The organism is Stutzerimonas balearica DSM 6083, from assembly GCF_000818015.1.
GTDB classification, from domain to species: domain Bacteria; phylum Pseudomonadota; class Gammaproteobacteria; order Pseudomonadales; family Pseudomonadaceae; genus Stutzerimonas; species Stutzerimonas balearica.
Genome location: NZ_CP007511.1, coordinates 3,858,175 through 3,874,504, shown reverse-complemented (window position 1 = coordinate 3,874,504; position 16,330 = coordinate 3,858,175). Strand labels below are relative to the sequence as shown.

12 protein-coding genes are annotated in these 16,330 nt (G+C 66.4%); 7 read left to right on the top strand and 5 right to left on the bottom strand.

From position 1 onward, the window contains the following. The first annotated feature begins 54 nt into the window (after positions 1-54). The 6 genes from CL52_RS18050 to CL52_RS18025 all read left to right on the top strand — a co-directional run bounded on the left by CL52_RS18050 (position 55) and on the right by CL52_RS18025 (position 7,161). On the top strand, positions 55-672 hold the full coding sequence (locus CL52_RS18050; protein WP_043222208.1) for a YqiA/YcfP family alpha/beta fold hydrolase: 618 nt from the start codon (positions 55-57) through the stop codon (positions 670-672). Between the two features lie 9 nt (positions 673-681). Continuing rightward, the gene (gene parE / locus CL52_RS18045; protein ID WP_043222207.1) at positions 682-2,568 is read left to right on the top strand and encodes a DNA topoisomerase IV subunit B; all 1,887 of its coding nucleotides are present in this window, start codon (positions 682-684) and stop codon (positions 2,566-2,568) included. Continuing rightward, positions 2,565-3,548, top strand: a complete 984-nt coding sequence (locus tag CL52_RS18040) for an esterase-like activity of phytase family protein (RefSeq protein WP_043222204.1) — start codon at positions 2,565-2,567, stop codon at positions 3,546-3,548. Before parE ends, CL52_RS18040 begins: the two co-directional genes overlap by 4 nt. Continuing rightward, entirely contained in the window at positions 3,545-4,072 is a 528-nt protein-coding gene (locus CL52_RS18035; RefSeq protein ID WP_041108164.1) for a retropepsin-like aspartic protease family protein, read from the top strand. Before CL52_RS18040 ends, CL52_RS18035 begins: the two co-directional genes overlap by 4 nt. Beyond that, positions 4,069-6,318, top strand: a complete 2,250-nt coding sequence (parC, locus tag CL52_RS18030; protein WP_041108163.1) for a DNA topoisomerase IV subunit A — start codon at positions 4,069-4,071, stop codon at positions 6,316-6,318. The genes CL52_RS18035 and parC overlap by 4 nt, the downstream gene beginning before the upstream one ends. Positions 6,319-6,462: 144 nt before the next feature. Beyond that, a complete protein-coding gene (locus tag CL52_RS18025; RefSeq protein WP_041108161.1) occupies positions 6,463-7,161 on the top strand; it encodes a PqiC family protein in 699 nt (232 codons plus the stop codon). A 65-nt stretch (positions 7,162-7,226) separates the two neighbouring features. On the opposite strand, the gene CL52_RS18020 is transcribed toward CL52_RS18025, so the two are convergent. Further along, on the bottom strand, positions 7,227-8,762 hold the full coding sequence (locus CL52_RS18020) for an AhpA/YtjB family protein (protein WP_043222202.1): 1,536 nt from the start codon (positions 8,760-8,762) through the stop codon (positions 7,227-7,229). A gap of 185 nt (positions 8,763-8,947) precedes the next feature. Between CL52_RS18020 and serB the strand changes: the two genes are divergently transcribed. Then, the gene (gene serB, locus CL52_RS18015; protein ID WP_041108157.1) at positions 8,948-10,162 is read left to right on the top strand and encodes a phosphoserine phosphatase SerB; all 1,215 of its coding nucleotides are present in this window, start codon (positions 8,948-8,950) and stop codon (positions 10,160-10,162) included. A 42-nt stretch (positions 10,163-10,204) separates the two neighbouring features. Here serB and CL52_RS18010 read toward each other — a convergent pair whose 3' ends face one another. The 4 genes from CL52_RS18010 to asd form a co-directional block, all read right to left on the bottom strand. Further along, positions 10,205-11,272 carry an NAD(P)-dependent alcohol dehydrogenase gene (locus CL52_RS18010; RefSeq protein WP_167650316.1) on the bottom strand — a complete coding sequence of 356 codons (1,068 nt, stop codon included), beginning with the start codon at positions 11,270-11,272 and terminating at the stop codon, positions 10,205-10,207. Between the two features lie 97 nt (positions 11,273-11,369). Next, positions 11,370-13,433, bottom strand: coding sequence for an EAL domain-containing protein (locus CL52_RS18005; RefSeq protein ID WP_043222198.1), 2,064 nt, complete (start codon positions 13,431-13,433; stop codon positions 11,370-11,372). 61 nt (positions 13,434-13,494) lie between these two features. Beyond that, positions 13,495-15,309 carry a cyclic-di-GMP receptor FimW-related protein gene (locus tag CL52_RS18000; RefSeq protein ID WP_043222192.1) on the bottom strand — a complete coding sequence of 605 codons (1,815 nt, stop codon included), beginning with the start codon at positions 15,307-15,309 and terminating at the stop codon, positions 13,495-13,497. Positions 15,310-15,452: 143 nt separating this feature from the next. After that, on the bottom strand, positions 15,453-16,319 hold the full coding sequence (gene asd / locus CL52_RS17995) for an archaetidylserine decarboxylase (protein WP_043222190.1): 867 nt from the start codon (positions 16,317-16,319) through the stop codon (positions 15,453-15,455). Positions 16,320-16,330: the final 11 nt, after the last annotated feature.

The following is a 16,330-nucleotide window of genomic DNA, read 5'->3' as shown; positions in this document are numbered from 1 at the left end:
CGGTGGGTCGCTCGGGCCTTGTAGCCTTTCCTGTCCTTTTCGGCCTGCATTCCAATGACCCTCGCTCAACCCGCCATTCTCTACATTCACGGTTTCAACAGTTCGCCGCTGTCACAGAAAGCGAGCCAGCTCAGCGCAGCGATGCAGCGGGTCGGCCTGGCCGAGCGACTACGCGTCCCCGAGCTGCATCATCATCCGCGTCGGGCGATCGCTCAGCTCGAGCAATGCATCGACGAGCTCGGGCGCCCGCTGCTGGTCGGCAGCTCCCTGGGCGGCTACTATGCGACGCACCTGGCCGAGCGCCATGGCCTCAAGGCCCTGCTGATCAATCCGGCAGTGCTGCCGCATCGCCTGTTCGATGGCTACCTGGGCGCGCAGACCAACCTCTACACCGGCGAAGTCTGGGAGCTGACCCACGACCACGTCGCGGCGCTGGCCGAGCTGGAAACACCGCCGCCAGTGGATCCGGCGCGCTATCAGGTCTGGCTGCAAACCGGCGATGAAACCCTCGACTATCGTCGCGCTGCCGATTTCTACAAGGGCTGTGCCTTGCGTATCCAGGCCGGTGGCGACCATGGTTTCCAGGGCTTCGCCGAACGCCTGCCCGCGCTGCTGGCGTTCGCCGGCGTGGCCCCGGCGCGCTGGCTAGACATCGACTTTTCCGTTCTCTAAGGGAGCTCCATGTCCTATACCGCAGAAGCCATCGAGGTTCTTTCCGGGCTCGATCCGGTGCGCAAGCGCCCCGGCATGTATACCGACACTGCGCGCCCCAACCACCTGGCGCAGGAGGTCATCGACAACAGCGTCGACGAGGCGCTGGCCGGCCATGCGCGCGCGGTGCAGGTGATCCTGCACGCCGACAACTCGCTGGAGGTCATCGACGACGGCCGTGGCATGCCGGTGGACATCCACCCGGAGGAGGGCGTCTCCGGGGTCGAGCTGATCCTCACCAAGCTGCATGCCGGCGGCAAGTTCTCGAACAAGAACTACCAGTTTTCCGGCGGCCTTCACGGCGTGGGTATCTCGGTGGTCAATGCGCTCTCGACGCGGGTGCTGGTGACGGTCAAGCGTGACGGCAACGAGTACCGCATGAGCTTCGCCGACGGCTTCAAGGCCAGCGAGCTGGAAATCGTCGGCAGCGTGGGCCGGCGCAACACCGGGACCAGTGTGCATTTCTGGCCCGACCCGAAGTATTTCGACTCGCCGAAGTTTTCCATCAGCCGCCTCAAGCACGTGCTCAAGGCCAAGGCCGTGCTCTGTCCGGGCCTGGCGGTGTCGTTCGAGGATCGCGCCAGCGGCGAGAAGGCCGAGTGGCATTACGAAGACGGACTGCGCTCCTACCTCACCGATGCGGTAAGCGAGTTCCAGCGCCTGCCCGACGAGCCCTTCACCGGCAGCCTGGCGGGCAATACCGAGGCGGTCGACTGGGCACTGTTGTGGCTGCCCGAAGGCGGCGACGCGGTGCAGGAAAGCTATGTCAACCTGATCCCCACCGCGCAGGGCGGCACGCACGTCAACGGCCTGCGCCAGGGCCTGCTCGACGCGATGCGTGAGTTCTGCGAGTTCCGCAGCCTGCTGCCGCGCGGGGTCAAGCTGGCGCCCGAGGACATCTGGGAGCGCATCGCCTTCGTCCTCTCGATGAAGATGCAAGAGCCGCAGTTCTCCGGGCAGACCAAGGAGCGCCTGTCCTCGCGCGAGGCGGCTGCGTTCGTCTCTGGTGTGGTCAAGGACGCGTTCAGCCTCTGGCTCAATGCCAACCCCGACCTCGGCCTGCAGCTCGCCGAGTTGGCCATCAGCAACGCGGGTCGACGGTTGAAGGCCGGCAAGAAGGTCGAGCGCAAGAAAATCACCCAGGGGCCGGCGCTGCCCGGCAAGCTCGCCGACTGTGCCGGGCAGGACCCGATGCGCGCCGAGCTGTTCCTGGTCGAAGGCGACTCGGCCGGCGGTTCGGCCAAACAGGCGCGGGACAAGGAGTTCCAGGCGATCATGCCGTTGCGAGGCAAGATCCTGAACACCTGGGAGGTCGATGGCGGCGAGGTGCTGGCCAGTCAGGAAGTCCACGATATCGCCGTGGCCATCGGTGTCGATCCCGGCGCCCATGACCTCGGCCAGCTGCGCTACGGCAAGATCTGCATTCTCGCCGACGCCGACTCCGACGGCCTGCACATCGCCACGCTGCTCTGCGCGCTGTTCGTACGGCATTTCCGCCCGCTGGTCGAGGCGGGGCATGTGTACGTCGCCATGCCGCCGCTGTACCGCATCGATCTGGCCAAGGAGATCTACTACGCGCTCGACGAAGCCGAGCGCGACGGCATCCTCGAGCGTCTCGCCGCGGAAAAGAAACGCGGCAAGCCACAGGTCACCCGCTTCAAGGGCCTTGGTGAGATGAACCCGCTGCAGCTGCGTGAGACCACCATGGACCCGAATACCCGGCGCCTGGTACAGCTGACGCTCGAAGATTTCGAGGGCACGCGCGAGATCATGGACATGTTGCTGGCCAAGAAACGCGCCGGTGACCGCAAATCCTGGCTCGAATCCAAGGGCAATCTGGCCGAGGTGCTGGTCTGATGCGGCGCTGGATGGCGGCGCTGGGCCTGGTCTGTGCGCCGTGGCTGGCGCTGGCTCAGGTGGCAGAGCTGCAGCTGATCGAGGAGCAGGTCGTCGATGGCATGCCTGCCGGCAACCTGTCGGGGCTGGCCTGGTGTGGCGACGCCCTGTGGGCGGTGTCCGACCGTGAGGACGACCGGCTCTATCGGCTCGATGCAAGCGCCTCGCCATGGCGTGCCGACGCCGAGCCGTTCGAGCTGCCGCCGGTGCCGGACAGCGGGCTGCCTTGGGGCATGCGCATGCGTGTCCTGGCGAGCGCGGCGGTGCGCGGCGGCGAGATGGATTTCGAGGGGCTGACCTGCGATGCGCTCGGCAATCGCTACCTGGTCAGCGAAGCCCATGCCGGCGTGCTGCAGGTAAGCCCGGCCGGTTCGGCGCAATGGTTGACGCTACCCGACTCGCTGGTACGCCAGGCGCGTGTCAGCGGCATGCTGCTGAACTTCAACGCCATGCTCGAAGGCATCGCCGTCGACCCGCAAGCCGCCCGCCTGTGGCTGGCGGCCGAGCGTGAGCGCCGTGGCGTACTGGTGCTGCATCGCCAGCAGAGCAGTTTTCAGTGCACGGGCGGTTGCGTGCTGTTTGCCGAAGGCGGCAGCGAGCCACCGCCGCAAGCCCTGGGCGCTGATCCGCTGCCGCTCGGCTTCACCGATCTGGCCTACCACGAAGGCGCGCTGTACAGCCTCGAGCCTAACGCCCACCGCGTATGCCGGCGTGCCGCCACGACCGGCGATGTCGAGCGCTGCTGGTCCTATGCCGACACGGCGCTGGCCGAGTCGCGTCGCTATCCCAGTGCATTCGGTAATGCCGAAGCGCTCTGGGTGGATGCCGAAGGCGCCTGGATCGGCGTGGACAACAACGGCCAGGCGCGCGCCGATGGCGAACGCCGGCCGGTGATCTGGCGCTTCGCCGCTCCGGCCGGCGGCTGGGGCGCGCGGCCGTGACCCAGACTGCGGGGCGACGGGCCGGGCGGGTCATGCTGGTGCTCGCCTGGGGCGCGGGCCTGCTGCTGGCCACGCGCTTTTTCGCCGACTGGGAAGACAACCGCTTCAACCCCAACCGCGAGCCGGTTTCGCGCATCGAAGGCGGCCAGGTCGAGGTCCAGCTGGCCGGCAATGCCAGCGGCCACTTCGTCGCGGATGGACGCATCAACGGCGAGCGCGTGACCTTTCTGCTCGACACAGGCGCGACCGATGTCGCGGTGCCGATCGAACTGGCCAAGCGCCTGGGCCTCGAGCGCGGCGCACCGGTCATGCTGCAGACGGCCAATGGCCCGAGCACCGGTTACCGTACGCGCCTGGCCCGGCTGGAACTCGGCGACATCGTGCTGCATGACGTGCGCGCCATCGTCGCCCCCGGCTTTCTCAGCGAGCAGGTCCTGCTCGGCATGAGCGCCCTGAAACAACTCGAATTCACCCAGCGCGCCGGCACCCTGGTGCTGCGCCAATCTGCCACGGATCGACCATGAGCGAATCCCTCTTGAGCCTGGAAGGCGTGGAGCGCCGCTCCCTCGCCGAGTTCACCGAACAGGCCTATCTCAACTATTCCATGTACGTGATCATGGATCGCGCGTTGCCGCACATCGGCGACGGTCTGAAGCCCGTCCAGCGGCGAATCGTCTACGCCATGAGCGAGCTCGGGCTCTCGGCCGATGCCAAGCACAAGAAGTCGGCGCGCACCGTCGGCGACGTGCTCGGCAAGTTCCACCCGCATGGCGACTCGGCCTGCTACGAAGCCATGGTGCTGATGGCCCAGCCGTTCTCCTACCGCTACACGCTGGTCGATGGCCAGGGCAACTGGGGCGCGCCCGACGATCCCAAGTCGTTTGCCGCGATGCGCTACACCGAGGCGCGCCTGTCGCGCTATTCCGAGGTGCTGCTGTCGGAACTCGGGCAGGGCACGGTCGACTGGGTGCCGAACTTCGATGGCACGCTGGAGGAGCCCGCCACGTTGCCGGCGCGGCTGCCCAACCTGTTGCTGAATGGCACCACCGGCATCGCCGTGGGCATGGCCACCGACGTGCCGCCGCACAACCTGCGCGAAGTGGCCGCCGCCTGCGTGCGCCTGCTCGACGAGCCGAACGCCACCGTCGAGCAGCTTTGCGAGCATATCCTCGGCCCGGATTTCCCCACCGAGGCGGAAGTCGTCACGCCGCGCGCCGACCTGCTGAAGATGTACGAGAGCGGCCGTGGCTCGGTGCGCATGCGCGCGGTCTATCGCGTCGAGGATGGCGACGTGGTGGTTACCGCGCTGCCGCACCAGGTTTCGGGCGCCAAGGTGCTCGAACAGATCGCCGCGCAGATGCAGGCCAAGAAATTGCCGATGGTCGCCGACCTGCGTGATGAGTCGGACCACGAGAACCCCTGCCGCATCGTGATTATTCCGCGCTCGAACCGGGTCAACGCCGACGAGCTGATGCAGCACCTGTTCGCCACCACCGACCTGGAGTCCAGCTACCGCGTCAATACCAACGTCATCGGCCTCGATGGTCGGCCGCAGGTGAAGAATCTCAAGGTCCTGCTCGGCGAATGGCTGACCTACCGCATCGGCACCGTGCGTCGTCGCCTGCAGTATCGACTGGACAAGGTGGAGAGGCGCCTGCACCTGTTGGAAGGCCTGCTGGTGGCCTTCCTCAACCTCGACGAGGTGATTCACATCATCCGTACCGAGGACCAGCCCAAGCCGGTGCTGATGGCGCGCTTCGAGCTCTCCGAGCTGCAGGCCGACTACATTCTCGACACCCGCCTGCGCCAGCTGGCGCGGCTGGAGGAAATGAAAATCCGTGGTGAGCAGGACGAGCTGGCCAAGGAGCGCGAGCGCCTGCTGGCCCTGCTCTCCAGCGACGCCAAGCTGAAAAGGCTGGTGCGCAAGGAACTGCTCGAGGATGCCGAGACCTATGGCGATGCACGGCGTTCGCCGATCGTCGAGCGCGCCGAGGCGCGTGCCCTGTCGGAGAACGAGCTGCTGCCGTCCGAACCGGTCACCGTGGTGATCTCCGAGAAGGGTTGGGCGCGCTGCGCCAAGGGTCACGATATCGATGCCGCGGGGCTTTCCTACAAGGCCGGGGACGGCTTCAAGGCGGCCGCCGCCGGGCGCTCGAATCAGTTCGCCGTGTTCATCGACTCGACCGGGCGCAGCTACTCGCTGGCGGCGCACTCGCTGCCTTCGGCGCGGGGCCAGGGCGAGCCGCTCACCGGCCGGCTGACCCCGCCGCCGGGGGCGAGCTTCGAGTGCGTGCTGCTGCCCGAGGATGAGGCGCTCTACGTGATTGCTTCCGACGCGGGCTATGGCTTCGTGGTCAAGGGCGACGATCTGCAGGCCAAGAACAAGGCCGGCAAGGCGCTGCTGTCCTTGCCGAACGGCGCTCGGGTCGTCGCGCCGCGCCCATTGGGTAGCCTCGACCAGGACTGGCTGGCGGCGGTCACCACCGAAGGGCGTCTGCTGGTGTTCCCGGTGCGGGATCTGCCGCAGCTGGCCAAGGGCAAGGGCAACAAGATCATCGGCATCCCCGGCGATCGCGTGGCCAGTCGCGAGGAATATCTGGTCGATCTGGCAGTGCTGCCTGACGGCGCGACCCTGGTGCTGCAGGCCGGCAAGCGCACCCTGTCGCTGCGGGCCGAAGACCTGGAACATTACAAGGGCGAGCGCGGCCGGCGCGGCAACAAGCTGCCACGCGGCTTCCAGCGGGTCGATGGGCTGCGTGTGGAAAGCTGACACAGGTCGAGCCAAATTCACGCTGGAACCCGGGCGCCGATTAACGGAAGATACCCGCCTTTCCAACGTTGCGACCGGCCACGGCGCCTGGTCGCTGCGTGCTGAACGACTCAGACAGGCGTGGCCCTGAACGTCATGAAGGTAATGAACAACGTGCTGCGTTTCCCCCTCGTTCTGCTGCTGGCCAGCACCGCACTGGTCGGTTGTGTCGCCCAGCAGCCGCTGCCGCTGTACCGGCTCGACAATGGTGTGGCCGAGATGCCCGAACAGGAGGGCGGTGTGGCCGTGCTGCTCGGGCCGGTCAGCGTGGCCGACTACCTGCAGCGCGATGCGCTGCTGCAGCGCCTGCCCGATGGCAGCATCGCCGCCGACCCGCAGCAAGCCCGTTGGGCCGGCAGCCTCAAGGAAGACGTCGACCAACTGCTGATGCGGCAGCTGGCTACCCAGCTGAAGACCCAGAAGATCGAGTCTGCACCAGCCAGCGAAGGCTTCGTTGCCGATGTACAGATCGAGCTGGCCATCACGCGCCTGGACTCCGGCCCGCAGCATCCTGCGGTGCTGGAGGCGCAATGGCGGCTGCTCGATGAGCACGGCAAGCGCCAGGGCAGTCGCCTGGTGCGCTTGCAGGAAGCACATCAGGGCAGCATCACCGATCAGGTGCAGGCGCAGAGCCGGTTGCTACAGCGCCTGAGCGTCATGCTCGCCGAGGCGATCGAGCCGGTGCTCGTCGCACGCAACGCCGCCAAGACGACGGTGAAGGCGCCCAAGCGCAGCGAGCCGGAGGCGCCACGACTAAAGGCGCTGGAGCCGCTGCGTACCGATATGGAAGTGTTCCGCTTCTAAGCCCGCCGCCCGATGATCACCAGGGCGGCGCAAAACCGTTTGCGCGGCTCGCTGCCCCGTCACTCTCAGGCGTGACGGTTGCGCAGCTCGTGCATGCGCGCCAGTTGGCGCTCCAGCAGCGAGGGGTAGGGGTCGAGCAGGCGCTCGACGCAGCAGGCCCCTTCCGGGCTGGCAATCGGGCGGATCCGCGCCCGCTGGCGAATCAGTGAATCGTCGCCGATCGAGCGCTCGACCAGCACCAGATTGCGGCTGTGCTGCGCCAGGTCCAGCGCGGCCTGCGCCGCCTCGCTGAGTAGCAGTTCGCCCTGGCCCAGGTCGACCAGTCCTTCACCGGTTGTCAGGCCCAGGTGCAGCTGCAGCGTCATGCCGCTATCGGCGACCTCGATCTGCAGCGCATGTCCCAGCGCGCGCATCAGCTCGCCGCAGCAAACCGCGTGCGTCAGGTAATTCTGCTCGTCGTCCTGGCTGTGGAACAGCATCAGGCTGCTGCCGTCGTTCAGTGTGTGCAGCTCGGCCTGGTAGAGCGTGGCGGCTTGCTGCAGGCAGTCGCGGTAGCGCTGCAGAAGGTCGGTCAGACGTTCGCGCGGCAGGCGGCGCAACTGCTCCTGGGCGCCGAGCTGAATGGCCAGCACGGCGCTGCGGGCCGGCGTTGCAGCGACCGCAGGCGGCACCGACGCAGGTGCCGGCGCACTGGGGGTTTGCTCGGCGAACGGATCGAAGTCGTCCTCCTCGTCGGCACTGAAACGATCGCGCGCGGACAGCGGCGGCTCGTCGTCCTCGTCGAGGTCCGCAAACGCCTGGCGGGATGCGCTGGCCGGTGCAGCTGCCGTCGACTGCTGGACTGGCGGTTCGGCGTCGAACTCCTCGAGCATGTCGCCCAGGTCGATTTCCGGCTCGGGTTCCGGCTTTTCCGGTACCAGGCGTGCCTGCAGCTGGCGCGCCAGGTCGCCGATCTCGTCCTGGCGGCCGGCCCCCGGCGCGGGATCGTCGGGATCACGCAGCCAAAGGCGCAGCTGCATCAGAGGCATCGACAGCTGGCGCCCCAGGCGCATGCTCAGGCTCAGCGCCAAGGCCAGCAGGATCAGGCTGAGCAACCCCATGCTCTGCAGGCTGATCGTCATCGGCTGTTGGAACTGGGTCATGTCCAGGCTGATGCGCAGGTGCCCGGCGATCACCTCCTGAAAGCTGATCGGAGTCGAATAGAGGCCGCGGTCCTCGCCGAGCAGGTTGTGCTGCGGCCGCGAGCCGGACTCGGCCAGCACACGGTTGTCCACGCTGTAGATCGCTGCATGCGCGACCAGCGGGTTTTTCACCAGGTTGCTGAGCAGCACATTGAGGCTGAGGATGTCGTTGGCCACCAGCAGGTCGGTGGCCGATGCCGCGGTCTGGGTCACCAGGCTCTGGCCGAGGGCATCGGCCTGCTGCTCCATGGCGTGCTTGAACTGCATGCCGATGACCCAGGAATAGATGACCAGCGCCAGAACAACGAGCAGCAGCGTGTGCGCGGCAATGCGCAGCACCAGCGGCACACGGTGCTGGCGGATGGCGCGGTAGAGCAGCAGGAAGAAATTGTCAGGCTTGACGGACGCGGGCCGGTTCACAGGGGCGCGGCTCTTCTCGAAGGGAAATTGCCGCGCAGTATAGGGAAAGCCTGCAGGGCGTTGAAGGTCTGGCGTCGGCGGCTGACGAAAAGTCTGTTCGCTGGCGTCGGCATTGCGCGGGCAGGGCGCGTCGGTGCGAGGCCTTGATGTAGAATGCCGGCCTAATTTGCTAGGGGAGCTGCGCCTTGCGCGATATCGTCCTGATCAACATCACCGGCGAGGACCGTCCGGGCCTGACCGCCGCCATCACCGGCGTGCTGGCGCAGGATGGGGTGAACATTCTCGACATCGGCCAGGCCGTGATCCACGACACCCTGTCTTTCGGCATTCTGGTCGAGATTCCCGCCACCGAAGCCGCCTCCGGGGTGCTCAAGGACGTGTTGTTCACCGCCTACAAGCATGACCAGCAGGTGCGCTTCACGCCGGTTGCCGAAGCCGACTACGAGCAGTGGGTCGCCGGTCAGGGCAAGCCGCGGCATATCGTGACGCTGCTGACGCGCAAGGTCACGGCCGAGCAGCTGCACCGTGTCAGCACCATTACCGCCAAGTACGGGTTGAACATCGACCATATCGACCGCCTCTCCGGACGGCGCCCCCTGGGGCTTCCCGACGAGAGCGGCAAGGGCTGCATCGAGTTCTCCGTGCGCGGCGAGCCGGAGGACACCGCGGCGCTGCGCGCCGAATTCCTCAGCGTCGCGCAGGAGCTGAACGTCGACATCGCCTTCCAGCGCGACTCGGTGTATCGACGCAATCGGCGTCTGGCCGTGTTCGACATGGATTCGACGCTGATCGAGGCCGAGGTGATCGACGAGCTGGCCAAGGCCGCCGGCGTCGGCGACAAGGTCTCGGAGATCACCGAGCGCGCGATGCGTGGCGAACTGGACTTCCGTGCCAGCTTCAAGGAGCGCCTGGCGCTGCTCGAAGGGCTGTCCGAAACGGTGCTGGCCGAGATCGGTGCGAGCCTGCGGCTGACCGAAGGCGCCGAGGTGCTGTTCGCCGAACTCAAGCGTCTGGGCTACAAGACCGCGATCCTTTCCGGTGGCTTCAGCTATTTCGCCCGACAGCTGCAGGCGCGGCTCGGTATCGACTACGTGTTCGCCAATGAGCTGCAGATCGAGAACGGAAAGCTTACCGGCGTTGCCGTCGAGCCGATCGTCGATGCCCAGCGCAAGGCCGACCTGCTGCGCGAGTTGGCCGAGCGGGAAGGCTTGTGCCTGGAGCAGACGATCGCTGTCGGCGATGGCGCCAACGACCTGCCGATGCTCGGGCTCGCCGGGCTCGGCGTCGCGTTCCGTGCCAAGCCACTGGTCAAGCAGTCGGCCAAGCAGGCGATTTCCACGCTCGGCCTGGACGGCATTCTCTACCTGCTCGGCTTTCGCGACCGCGAAGGCCTGGAGTGAAGGCCGGGCAGCCCGGCTCCTCGCCGACCGGGCTGTCCGTGTTCAGGGTTTGATCGCGACCTTGAGTACCCCGTCGCGCTGATGGGCGAACAGGTCGTAGGCCTGCTCGATATCGTTCAGCGCATAGTGATGCGTCACCAGCGGGCTGAGGTCGACCCGGCCGGACTCGACCACGTTGATCAGCCGGCGCATCCGCTCCTTGCCGCCGGGGCACAGCGAGGTGACGATCCGATGGTCGCCAAGGCCGGCATGGAACGCGCCCAACGGGATCGTCAGGTCGCTGGAATACACGCCCAGGCTCGACAGGGTGCCGCCCGGCTTGAGCACCCGCAGCGCGCTTTCGAAGGTGCTCTGCAGGCCGAGGGCCTCGATCGAAGCATCCACCCCGCGGCCGCCGGTCAGCTTCATGACCTCGTCCACCACGTCGACGTTGCGGAAGTTCAGGGTGACATCGGCGCCCATCTGGCGGGCGATGTCCAGTCGCGCATCGACGCCGTCGACGGCGATGATGGTGCTCGCACCGCGCAGCTTTGCGCCCGCGGTGGCGCAGAGCCCGATCGGGCCCTGCGCGAAGATCACCACGATGTCGCCGATCCTGATGTTCGCGGCTTCCGCCCCGGCGAAACCGGTGGACATGATGTCCGGACACATCAGCACCTGCTCGTCGCTCAGACCATCCGGCACCGGTGCCAGGTTGGCCTGGGCATCGGGCACAAGCACGTATTCGGCCTGGGTGCCATCGATGGTATTGCCGAAGCGCCAGCCGCCCATCGGCTTGTAGCCGTGGCAGCTGCAGCCGCCGTCCTGCGAGGGCACGCCGTCCTGGCAGGCGTAGGAGGTGAAGCTCGGGCAGATGGCGCCGGCAATGACTCGCTGGCCTTCGCGATAGCCCTGCACGTTGGCGCCGATTTTTTCGATGATGCCCACGGGCTCGTGGCCGATCGTGAGCCCCGGGGCGACGGGATATTCGCCCTTGAGGATGTGCACGTCGGTGCCGCAGATGGTGGTGGTGGTGATGCGCAGCAGCGCATCGTTGGGTCCGATCTCGGGGATCGGCTTGTCCTGCAGTTCGATACGACCCGGCTCGACGAAGACGGCGGCTCTCATCATGACCACGGCGGTTTCCTCCAGAGTGCGGCGAAGCTCTGCACACTCTAGTCGAGCCAGATGACGGTTGGCTGATCCCGGTCAACGTTGCCGGAACGGCTCAGCTTTCGTCGGAGGAGAAGTCGTAGTCCATCGACTGGCTCGGGCCCTGCAGGTAGTGGCCCTGGATGTAACTGACGCCGGCCTGCCACAGTGTGGCCAGCACGGTGGCGCTCTCGACGAAGGGGACAATGCTCAGGCGCTTCTGCTCGTGCAGTTCGGCCAGCAGCGTCCGGAGCGCTTCCTGGTTTTCCTGGCGGCTGAGGTCCTGGGTATAGGAACCGTCGACCTTGACGTACTCTGCGGCCAGATGCTTCAGCGTGTTGAACGGGTTGAGCGCACAGCCGAAATTGGCGATGGCCAGCTTGCAGCCGAGCTCGGCCAGCCCCTGGTTGAGCGCTTTTGCGGTGCTCAGGTAGGCAATGGCGTCCGGCTCGGAAAGCTCGAATACCAGCGCGTCGGCCGGCAGGCGTGCGGCCTTTAGCACCACGCCGAGCCAAGGCAGTAGTCCGGCGTCCTGCAGGCTGGCACTGGTCAGGTGGAGGAACAGCCGGGTGCGATGGCCCTTGGCCCGATGTTCGGCGAGCAGCTTGATCGAATTGAGGATCACCCAGCGGTCGATCCGCGTGGCCAGGCCGGCTTCGCTGGCGGCCTTGAGGAATTCGGCGGCCGGCACCTCCTGCTGGTGCGGATCGAGCAGGCGCAGGAGTACCTCGTAATGCTCGTGGCTGTCGCCGCGCAGGCTGATGATCGGTTGGAACAGCAGGCGGAAACCATTGGTTTCCAGTGCATGGCGAACCATCGCCAGCAGGTTGCCGCGGCTGGCTTCGGCCGCGAGTTCATCGGCCGGATCGTAGAGCTTCAGCGAATTGCCATTGAGTTCGTCAGCGCAGCGGTGGGCACGTTCGATGGCGTCCTGAGCACGAGCGGTCTTCTCATCGAGCGCGGCGACGCCGATGCTCAGCGAGGTCTGCACGGTGCGGCCGGAGATTTCGAATAACTGACTCTCGACCCGCGCGAGCAGCTGGCGCAGCAGCGGTTCGACCTGCTGCGGCGTGCGCTGATCGAGCAGGGCGGTGAACACGTCGTCGGCGAAGCGCGCCAGCTGGGTTTCGGCGCCGAAGTGACGACGCAGCGACTCGGCAAGCTCGCGTAGCAACAGGTCGGCATCGGCCAGGCCGATTTCGGCCTGTAGCGCAGCGAAGCGATCGACACGGATATAGGCCAGGCTGGCGCCACGACCTTCCTTGACGGCGCGTTCGACCGCGCCATCGAGCAATTCGAGGAAGTGGTTGCGGTTGTGCAGGCCGGTGACCGGATCCTGGTTGCTGGCCTCGCGCAGTTTCTGCAGCTCGGCGCTGTCCTGCTCGGCGCGGATGACTACCTGGATGCAGGGCTCGCCATCGTAGCTGGCTGGCGAAAAGTGCATGCGGGCCTTGAACGTCTCGCCACTGAGCTTGGTGCCGCTGCAGGTCAGCTCTGCGCTGCCCTCGAGGCTCTGGTAGTTCTTCAGAAAAGTCTTGAACTGGACCTGATCACAGGAGGTGACCAGGTCGATCATCGGCATGCCTTCCAGCTCTTCGCTATCGTCGTAGCCAAACAGCTCCAGGTAGGCGCGGTTGGCATAGATATGCATGCCGTCGTGGACGTAGGCGATCGCATCTACCGAGCTGTCGAGCAGTAGCTGGCAGCGCTTTTCCGCTTCGCGCAGCGCCAGTTCGGCAGCCCGCCGCGCACGGCGCTCTTCCAGGTTGGCGAGTTCGCGGTTGGCGGCCAGCAACAGCCATTCGTCTTCGCCCTTGGGTAGAGCGTCCTGGGCGCCGATCAGCAGGGCTTCGGTGATCGCCTCGGCATCGTTGCCTTCGGTGAGCTGGACAATCGGAATGTCCTTGGCCTGCCGGCGAATTGCGGCGATCGCTTCACTCGGCTCCAGGCCTTCGCTCTGCGGGGCGCAGATGAGCAGGTCCCAGGTCTGCTGCAATGCTTCGGCGAGATCGTCGCTGGACGTCAGGCGGTGCACGCGCGTGGCTTGGCCGGCGTTGCGGAACAGGCTGACCAGGCGCTCGGCCTCATTCTGCGAGTCTTCGAGAATCAGCAGGCGGATGGTTTTCTTCTGCAGGGCCATGGCGACAGCTTAAAAGCACACCGAAGCGGTGCGGGGCGGGAAAAAGACGCGAACCGGCAATCTACAGCGACTTCCAGAGCGAGTCAAAATCTGCCTCGGCGCTGCCCTGGGCGGAGCTCCAGGGTGTGATCGAGGTCTCCCGCGCAACGGTCGCATCGCCGATCAGGCGAAATTCGAACTGATTGTAGTTGCCGGTGTGCGCCTGCCGGCTGCCGAGGATCGCCCGGCATTCCTCACCCTTCTGGTTCAGGCTGACCTTGTGCCCTTCCTGAAACGGCAGCAACGGGACGATCAGGGTCGGCGCGCGGGCGATGGCCGAAACTTGCGGGACCAGGAGCGCGCGCAGGTATTCACTGCCCTGATCGAGCTTGCGCAGCAGGCGCACGCCGCAGGGTTGAGCGTTCGGTGCGATGAGTTCGACGCCCATCTGAGTGCCGCCGCCGCGTACCTGGCGTACCCAGCGCACCGTGGCCACCCGCCAGGGGCCATTGGCGTCCTCGCGCAAGCCGAGCAGCTCGCCGGCCTGCAACTGGGCAGGCACCTCGGCCGGCCAGGCCAGGCAGTAGCCGCCGGGGCTCTGGTTGACCAGATCGACGGCGAAGCACGGGTAGGCGGGCTCGCGTGCGCTGCCGGGTTCCTGTCTGGTTGCCTGGGCCGGCTTGGCCGGCCGCACGAACTCGATGTGGTCGTCGGCCAGGGTAGGTTCGGTTTCCGCATTCTGCGCGTCGAACGCTTTCGCCCAGACGTCCGCAGCGCCGTTGTTGAGCTTGAAGACGGCGCGGCTGGAACTGTCGTGACGCTCTAGCACCTCGTTGAACGGGCGCTCGCCAGCCAGCTGATAGTGCAGGGCGGTCATGCCCAGGCAGGCTTCGAGCCGCCCGCTGCCGGGGCGGCGCTGGAAGCTGCGGTCGGCGACCACGCCCCAGGCGGCGGCAAGATGGCGCAGCAGGTCGTCGCCGAGCGCGCTGCGCCCTGGCAGGCGCGAACCCTGGCGTTGTTCGGCGGGGAGCTGCAGGTGCACCTCGATCGCCGCGACCAGCTGGCTGGGGTCGAGCCCGAGCATATTCGGCAGGCGGTCGGCGGCGAACAGTGAACGGTAGCGCGGCGGGCCGTCGACTTGCGGCGAAAAAACGAACAGGCTGGCCGGGTGCGTGGCCGGTCGCAGGCAGGCCAGGGACCCCCAGGCCTGCAGTGCAGCGGCCAGCGGCGCGATGTGCTGCTGGCGGATCTGGTTGCAGCGGGCACTACCGAATAGCAGTGTGCTGAGGTAGCACTGTTCAGCGCTGAGTGCCTCACCTTCATGAGCCAGCGCATCGCGTACCGGGGTGTGCTGCAGCCCGTTTTCACTGGCCAGGCGGTAGAGCTGGTGTAGCTCGAGCCAGAGCCCCTCGCTGGCCGGGCTATACAGTTGCGTAGAGCGTACCAGCAGTGCGCCGAGTGCATGCAGGGCGCGCTGCAGCGCGGCGGTGAGCAACTGTGGGCGCTCGATCTGAGGGCGCGAGACGATGCGGCTGACGATCAGTTTGTAGCCCGCCGCCAGGTGGTTCTGCAGCGCCTGGCAGAGGCCGGCGACCTTGCGCGGCCGTTCACTGAGTACGATTGGCTGGTTGAGGTAATGGCGTTCCAGATGGCTGCAGACGAAATGGACATCCGGGCGCAGCAGCTCCAGCAATTGCAGGCGCAGCTCAGAGGACACGCGCAGCTGGTTGAGCTCGGTCAACGCCTGGTAGAGCTGGCGGGCGGTCTCGCCAAGGTTGGCCTTGGGCAGGCCGGCCAGCCAGTCACGCAGCGCGCGCGGGCTCGCCTCGCAGAAGGACAACGTCTCCCGGCTCGGTGTGGGAACACGTAACTGTATATGCAGGCTCTTGCTTTCCAACCGGCAACTCCACGGCGCTGGACGGATGCATCTACCGTCACTCTAACAGCTAAGGCCGGGTATCGCAGGGCGAAGTAATGGCTTTGTGCTGGTAGGCGATGATCGGTGGAGGCCTCGGGTTCCGCGCCGCGGAACCCGAATGGTCACTCGGCGGCGAAGGCCTGGCCGAGCGACTCGCCCATGCAGACCGGGCTCAGCGGGCCGAGTTGCTCGGCCCAGCGGACCTGCTCGGGGCCGAACAGCAGGATTACCGTGGAGCCCAACTTGAAGCGGCCCATCTCGGCACCCTTGTCCAGATGGATCGGCGCACGCGCGGCCTCGTCGTAGCGCACTGCCTTCAGCGTACGCTTGGGCGGCGTGACCAAGCCGGCCCAGACCGTCTCGATGCTGGCGACGATCATCGCGCCGACGAGCACCATGGCCATCGGGCCGCGCTCGGTATCGAAGATGCAGACGACCCGTTCGTTGCGTGCGAACAGCTCCGGCACGCCCTGCGCGGTAACCGTGTTGACCGAGAAGATCCGCCCCGGCACGTAGACCATTTCGCGAAGGGTGCCGGCCAGCGGCATGTGCACGCGGTGGTAGTCCTTGGGCGACAGGTAGACGGTGGCGAAATCGCCGCCCATGAAGGGCGCGGCGCGCTCATGGTCGCCGCCGAGCAGTTCGGTGACGCTGTAGTTGTGGCCCTTGGCCTGGAAGATCCGCCCCTGTTCGATGCGCCCGAGCTGGCTGATGGCCCCGTCGCAGGGGTTGAGGATTGCGCCGGGCGTCGGGTCGAGCGGTCGCGCGCCGTCCTTCAGTGCGCGGGTAAAGAACGCATTGAAATGTTCGTAGGCGGTGGGTTCCTCGATCGCGGCCTCACGCATGTCGACCTGGAAGTGGCCGATGAACCACTTGATGAAGGTGTTCTTCACCCAGGGCAGACGGCACTCGGCGAGGCAGCCAGCCAGCCGCGAGATCAGATGGTGCGGCAGCACGTACTGGCTGAGGACGAACAGGCGATCTTTCATTGAGGACCTTT

Bases quoted from the DNA above. Each gene is read 5' to 3' on its own strand.
- CL52_RS18010 (WP_167650316.1), bottom strand. From the start codon at position 11,272: ATGATGAGAGCCGCCGTCTTCGTCGAGCCGGGTCGTATCGAACTGCAG.
- CL52_RS18025 (WP_041108161.1), top strand. From the start codon at position 6,463: ATGAACAACGTGCTGCGTTTCCCCCTCGTTCTGCTGCTGGCCAGCACC.
- CL52_RS18005 (WP_043222198.1), bottom strand. From the start codon at position 13,433: ATGGCCCTGCAGAAGAAAACCATCCGCCTGCTGATTCTCGAAGACTCG.
- parC (WP_041108163.1), top strand. From the start codon at position 4,069: ATGAGCGAATCCCTCTTGAGCCTGGAAGGCGTGGAGCGCCGCTCCCTC.
- CL52_RS18050 (WP_043222208.1), top strand. From the start codon at position 55: ATGACCCTCGCTCAACCCGCCATTCTCTACATTCACGGTTTCAACAGT.
- asd (WP_043222190.1), bottom strand. From the start codon at position 16,319: ATGAAAGATCGCCTGTTCGTCCTCAGCCAGTACGTGCTGCCGCACCAT.
- parE (WP_043222207.1), top strand. From the start codon at position 682: ATGTCCTATACCGCAGAAGCCATCGAGGTTCTTTCCGGGCTCGATCCG.